The following is a 5,841-nucleotide window of genomic DNA, read 5'->3' as shown; positions in this document are numbered from 1 at the left end:
AAATAAAAAAACCAGCTTCTGCTGGTTTTTTTTAAAGTTGCTAAAGGTGGATTCTAAGCACCTTTGTCACCAAGTAATTCTTCCATTTTATCGTCTAAAGCTTGACCTCTCAAATTTTTGGCAATAATTACTCCATTTTCATCTAAAAGGTACGTTACTGGTATCGACCGTACACCGAATCGCTTGGCAATCGGTTCCTGCCAAAATTGCAAATGTGATACATGTTTCCATGTTAGTCCATCATTGGCAATTGCTTGTTTCCATTTGTTAGCATCTTTATCTAATGAAATACTAATAATTTCCAACCCTTTTTCGTGGTATTTGTTGTATACACGAACTACATTAGGATTTTCAACCCTACAAGGACGGCACCATGATGCCCAAAAATCCAAAATAGTATATTTACCCAAAGATTTCTTTAAATTTAAAGTGCCTCCATCAGGTGTTGGGCCTGAAAAATCAGCCACTTCATCCCCAATAGCTGAAGTAATTTCAACCAAACTTGCTAATGCTTTACCTGTATTTACACCTAAACGAGATTGTTTAAGGTCATCATCCATTTTGTCATAAAAGGCTTTAGCTTCATTTGATTTAATCATTTTATAAGTAATTAAATCAGTTAATGCCATAACACTAACAATGGAATTCGGATTTTTGGTAATTAAATCCAAACGCATCTCTTTTTTTACTTTTGACAATGAATCAGACACGCCTTTCAATCTTCGTAATTCTTGATAATTCCCCCCTTGCGAAGCGGTACGTCCTTTACTTGATATATTACCCTCTTCAGTTTTTATAGCAGTAATTTTATCCAAATATTCGGAGAATAAGGCATTCTCTGAACCACCTTTAATGTCAGCGTCTCTTAAATTACTTTTATCTGCAGTAATTGTTATAGATTCATTTTCGGCAATAAGTAAAATATTACCTTGGGTGCCGTTAAATGTTATAAAGTTGAAATCCTTAGAGGTTACCTTAGGTAAGCTGATATTGAATTTACCCCCAACAAGCTGAGTGGAATCTATAATAATTTGTCTATTGGAATCACTTATTTTATTAACGTATACGGTAGTATTGTCTTCAAAACCGGTAATATTTCCAGTAATAGTATATTCGCTAGATGCTTTTTTACTGCAAGCAAAAGCAATTATACTTAAGGAAATAAAAGCTATCTTTTTCATTTGTATTATTTTAATTTTCAATGTTTGGTAAATATACTACCATTTTATAAACTAATTAATGAATGTTTTATTCCTTAACAATAAAATTTATTTGATTTTTAATTTAGCCTTTATTGCACTTATAATATAATTGTAATAAGTTTTACCATGAGGGACAAAACTTGCAGGAACAATTTTTAATTGTTTTTCAAGGTCATTAATGTCAATTAATTTTACAGCTGTAACTTCTTCGGTTTGAAGCTTTAGTTCATTAATATTTACAGCAAATTCTAGTACATACAAATGATTAAATTCATTATCAATAATGGTATTTGAAATGCGATTACTTTTTCTAATAGTTTTTAAAAAAAATAGTTTCTCTTCGGAAATTTTCACCCCGATTTCTTCTTGAATCTCCCGGACAGCAGCAGTCGAAGGCGTGTCGCCAGCGCTTAGGTGGCCTGCAACTGAAATATCCCATAAATTAGGGTAGGTATCCTTATTAATTGCCCTTTTTTGAATAAGTACTTGCCCAGTTGGCGTATAAATCCAAATTTGAGCACTAGCATGCCATAATCCGTGTTTATGGGCTATTGACTTCAGCTTTATTTCTCCCGTAAGGGAACCAGTAGCATCTAAAATATCAATAAGTTCGTCTGCCATAATTTTATTTTATAACTAAAAAAGCTGCCCAAACTCAACATTTAGGCAGCTTCATTATTCAAATTGAATTAAGTTTAATCAAAGTAGCTAAAAGTTTCTCCATTTTTTATGGTTAATAAAGTTTCGTAAATCAATTTAATTACATTTTCCACATCATCTTGGTGTACCATTTCTACAGTAGTGTGCATATACCTTAAAGGTAGCGATATTAATGCCGAAGCAACTCCACCATTGCTATAAGCAAAAGCATCGGTATCAGTACCAGTTGCACGACTTGATGCATGACGCTGGAAAGGGATTTTATTTTTTTCTGCCGTTTCAATAATATGTTCTCTTAAGTTGTTTTGTATCGCAGGTGCGTATGAAATCACGGGGCCATCTCCAATTTTACTGTCACCTTCAACTTTTTTGTCAATCATAGGGGTAGTGGTGTCATGACAAACATCGGTTACGATAGCTACATTTGGTTTAATACGTTGGGTAATCATTTCTGCACCACGCAAACCAATTTCTTCTTGTACGGAATTGGTTACGTAAAGTCCAAAAGGTAACGTTTCGTTGTTTTCTTTTAGCAAACGAGCAACTTCAGCAATCATAAATCCCCCCATACGATTATCAAGGGCACGACACACAAATTTATTTTTGTTTAAAATAGTAAATGTATCAGGGTAGGTAATAACACAGCCAACATGTACCCCTAGGGCCAACACCTCGTCTTTGGTACTACAGCCAACATCAATACTAATGTTATCAAGTTTAGCGGGTTGTTCCTTAGTGCCTCCTTTACGCGTATGTATTGCTGGCCAACCAAAAACACCTGGAACTATTCCTTTTTTTGTGTGAATATTTACCCGTTTAGAAGGCGCAATTTGATGGTCACTACCACCATTTCTAATCACATAAATTTGTCCATCATCAGTAATATAATTTACATACCACGAAATTTCGTCAGAATGCCCCTCAATAACTACCTTAAAATCAGCATCAGGGTTGATGACTCCTACAGCCGTTCCGTAGGTATCTGTAATAAATTCATCTACATAAGGTTTTAAATAGTCCATCCATATTTTTTGACCTTCCGATTCGTAGCCAGTTGGTGAAGCGTTGTTCAGGTAATTTTCCAAAAAAGTCATAGACTCTTTGTTTAGTATACTTTTTTTTGCCATCATATATTTTATTCAGTCGAGTATTACAATTTTAAACGAATTTAAGCATTCTACCCTATAACATAAACGATATTATTATTTTTGGTATAGTTTTGGAAACACAGGTTAACTAATGAAGCAGTTTTTAATTTTTAATATATTTTTATTTTTATCTTTTTCAGTTACTTCGCAAGTAAAGGATGTTCCTTCATATACACCAAAGAACAAGCAAGAAACTAATGAAGATGAACGACTTTTGTTTATGATTGAAGGCGATAGTACGGCTTCGGAATCAATTCCTTTGAATGAAATTGTAATTCTACCCAACATAAAGTTTGATTCAAGTTTAAAACGAAAGAAATATTTAATTTTAGCGCGAAAAACAAAAAAAGTTTACCCCTATGCTAAAATGGCAGCCGATACGCTATCAAAATTAGTAGTTGAGTTGGAAACTATAAAAAAGAAACGGCATCGAAAAAAGTATATTAAAAGAATGCAGCGCTTTATGGAAGAGCGTTTTACCAAAGAATTAAAAAAGTTTTCCAGAACAGAAGGGCAAATACTAATTAAATTGGTGCACCGACAAACGGGGCGCACCATGTTCGATTTAATTAAAAATTATCGAAGTGGGTGGAAAGCCTTTTGGTATGAAAAAACAGCACACTTATTTAATATTTCATTAAAACGTGAGTTTGATCCCACCAATGTTTATGAGGATTATTTAATTGAAGATATTTTAGAGCGTAGTTTTCAAAACGACGTATTGGTGCGTCAACCACCAGCGGTAAAATTTAATTTATTTGAATTAATAGATAAATGGAAAACTCATGATCCTACTCCTGTACATTAAAATCAAGTTTTATTCTTTTTTCTGATGTAAAGTGATGTTAATCTGCAATTTTTTTGAAATTTTTGTTGTAATTTGTGGGAAATTACGGTGTCGTTATGATGCACATGAAAACAACTAACAAATCTAACTTTATTAACTAAAAATCATGAAAAAAAAATTTACAGCATTAGCATTGTCCTTCGGAGTATACGTCAGTATATATGCCCAAAAAGTAGACTACTTTGTCATCCACAAAGGTGAATCTGTTGGTCTAGTAGATTCAAACGGAGTTGAAATAGTTGCGACAAAATATGAATCCATTGGAAAGTTTGATATACAAAAAAAAGGATGGGCAAAAATAACCCAAAATGGGTTGATTGGATTTATAACCAAAGAAGGTAAAGAAGTACTCACTCCAGTGTTTAAAGAAGTAAAACCGTTTGGGACCTACAAAAAGGATTGGGCATTAGTTTCAAGAAATGGAAAATTAGGCTTCATCAATAATTCAGGAGCTTTAGTGGTAGATGCAGTTTATGATGAAATTGACCAGTTTAATAAAGTCAGAAAAGGATGGGCAAAGGTAAAGCTCGATGGTAAATACGGTTTTATAAATACTAGTGGAGCAATAGTTGTTCCAACAAAGTATGATAAAATTGAAAATTTTAATGTTTACAAAAAAGATTTAGCAATAGTAATGTTAGATAACAAGTTTGGATTAATCAACATGGAGGGTAAAGAAACTCTAGCTCCAATTTATGATAATTTACAACCGTTGGATAATAAGAAAAAGTAATATTTTGATTCTATCAAAAATAAAAAATTGATCAAGAATATTAATTCTTGATCAATTTTTTATTTTAGTTAAATTTGGTAACTAAAACTTATACTAGCGTTTCATAAATTCAACAATTTTTTCCGAATGAGGGCTGTAAAAAGGTGCGCCGTGACCATCTTCCTTATCATCGGAAATTTCAAAAATTTGAGCCTTACGCTCTTTTAAAAAATTAAGCTCATCATCGCATAATCTTCCGGTTTGTTCATTATTTAAAGCGTAAACATATAAAAGATTCTCTAGGGTTGAAGTTTTAATGCTTTTAGTAAACCGTTCTTTGGTACGATAACCAGCTAAAATTATTTCTATAGGACGCTTTTCAACAGTTTCTTCAAAAAACTTTTTATCATCACCTTCAAGTTGATCAAAAGGGATTAGCGTTTTTCCATCTTCTTTAAACCTGCCAGGTTTAAGATTTTTAGTATTTGTTGCCATTTCTAAGGACATATTTAATCTTGATGACGTGATAATAAATTTATCGGCGTTGTTATTATTAAATTTTGAAAGATATTGTTGAATTACAAAACCTCCATAAGAATGCCCCATAACGATTACTTTTTTATTCAATTTTTTGAAATGAATAATAAGGTTATGTAGTATGTCAGTATTTAATTCCCTAAGCCTAAGAGCTTCTTTTTCATTTATTATAGTTTGTTCAGTGTTTTTAGTGTCAAATGTTAATGCCTGATGTGCATATACTCAGTAGTAATCTGTTATAAGATCTCCAAGTGTAGGAATGCCTTCGGTTACTTTTAAGGAATCATCATCTAACTCAACAGAAGGACCTCCTTGTTCAAAAATTATAACAGTTTCTGCATTTTCATTTCCTTTAGCTTTGTAAAGTTTAGTTACATCGGGGAACTTTTGGAATGCAACTTGTTCTATTTCTCTTTTGGGTTCGTCTACTGGTATGATGTCGTTTGAATCATCACTATTACAACTTAATGCAAGTAATAATGGAATCAATAAAAGGATTCGTCGTAATTTAAATAAGGTGTTCATGTTATATCGTTTTAAGTTTCGTTACATAAGACAATCGAGAAGACTTTTACCCGAAAAAAGATTTTTTTTAAAGCGGAGCTCACTAATTTTTGGGCGGTTCCCTTCGGGTCAGGCTTTCACTACTCGCTCTTTCCACTAGCGTTCCAAGGAGCTCAAACACGCCGTTCAATCCTTAACGCGGGGATTTTGGTTGAGAGTTGGGAGTTGGGA

The 5,841-nt window shown here is 33.0% G+C and carries 7 protein-coding genes; 2 read left to right on the top strand and 5 right to left on the bottom strand.

Annotation, left to right across the window (positions count from 1 at the left end; genetic code table 11):
* Positions 1-53: 53 nt before the first annotated feature.
* The 3 genes from GMC_RS0113230 to GMC_RS0113220 all read right to left on the bottom strand — a co-directional run bounded on the left by GMC_RS0113230 (position 54) and on the right by GMC_RS0113220 (position 2,989).
* Positions 54-1,181, bottom strand: a complete 1,128-nt coding sequence (locus GMC_RS0113230) for a TlpA disulfide reductase family protein (RefSeq protein ID WP_010522597.1) — start codon at positions 1,179-1,181, stop codon at positions 54-56.
* An 87-nt stretch (positions 1,182-1,268) separates the two neighbouring features.
* On the bottom strand, positions 1,269-1,823 hold the full coding sequence (locus tag GMC_RS0113225; RefSeq protein WP_010522596.1) for an NUDIX hydrolase: 555 nt from the start codon (positions 1,821-1,823) through the stop codon (positions 1,269-1,271).
* A 74-nt stretch (positions 1,824-1,897) separates the two neighbouring features.
* Positions 1,898-2,989: a M42 family metallopeptidase gene (locus GMC_RS0113220; protein ID WP_010522595.1), complete on the bottom strand. Its 1,092-nt coding sequence runs from the start codon at positions 2,987-2,989 to the stop codon at positions 1,898-1,900.
* Between the two features lie 112 nt (positions 2,990-3,101).
* Here GMC_RS0113220 and GMC_RS0113215 point away from each other — a divergent pair, with 112 nt between their 5' ends.
* Both GMC_RS0113215 and GMC_RS0113210 read left to right on the top strand, forming a co-directional pair.
* The gene (locus tag GMC_RS0113215; protein WP_010522594.1) at positions 3,102-3,818 is read left to right on the top strand and encodes a DUF4294 domain-containing protein; all 717 of its coding nucleotides are present in this window, start codon (positions 3,102-3,104) and stop codon (positions 3,816-3,818) included.
* 145 nt (positions 3,819-3,963) lie between these two features.
* The gene (locus GMC_RS0113210; protein ID WP_010522593.1) at positions 3,964-4,590 is read left to right on the top strand and encodes a WG repeat-containing protein; all 627 of its coding nucleotides are present in this window, start codon (positions 3,964-3,966) and stop codon (positions 4,588-4,590) included.
* A 93-nt stretch (positions 4,591-4,683) separates the two neighbouring features.
* Here the strand turns inward: GMC_RS0113210 and GMC_RS0113205 are convergent, their stop codons facing one another.
* Positions 4,684-5,196: a hypothetical protein gene (locus GMC_RS0113205; RefSeq protein WP_238528005.1), complete on the bottom strand. Its 513-nt coding sequence runs from the start codon at positions 5,194-5,196 to the stop codon at positions 4,684-4,686.
* A gap of 132 nt (positions 5,197-5,328) precedes the next feature.
* Entirely contained in the window at positions 5,329-5,631 is a 303-nt protein-coding gene (locus GMC_RS0113200; RefSeq protein WP_010522591.1) for a hypothetical protein, read from the bottom strand.
* Positions 5,632-5,841 lie beyond the last annotated feature (210 nt).

It is taken from the genome of Aquimarina agarivorans (assembly GCF_000218485.1).
Lineage (GTDB): Bacteria > Bacteroidota > Bacteroidia > Flavobacteriales > Flavobacteriaceae > Aquimarina > Aquimarina agarivorans.
This window is presented reverse-complemented; position numbering and strand designations above follow the sequence as displayed.

Bases quoted from the DNA above. Each gene is read 5' to 3' on its own strand.
- GMC_RS0113230 (WP_010522597.1), bottom strand. From the start codon at position 1,181: ATGAAAAAGATAGCTTTTATTTCCTTAAGTATAATTGCTTTTGCTTGC.
- GMC_RS0113225 (WP_010522596.1), bottom strand. From the start codon at position 1,823: ATGGCAGACGAACTTATTGATATTTTAGATGCTACTGGTTCCCTTACG.
- GMC_RS0113220 (WP_010522595.1), bottom strand. From the start codon at position 2,989: ATGGCAAAAAAAAGTATACTAAACAAAGAGTCTATGACTTTTTTGGAA.
- GMC_RS0113215 (WP_010522594.1), top strand. From the start codon at position 3,102: ATGAAGCAGTTTTTAATTTTTAATATATTTTTATTTTTATCTTTTTCA.
- GMC_RS0113210 (WP_010522593.1), top strand. From the start codon at position 3,964: ATGAAAAAAAAATTTACAGCATTAGCATTGTCCTTCGGAGTATACGTC.
- GMC_RS0113200 (WP_010522591.1), bottom strand. From the start codon at position 5,631: ATGAACACCTTATTTAAATTACGACGAATCCTTTTATTGATTCCATTA.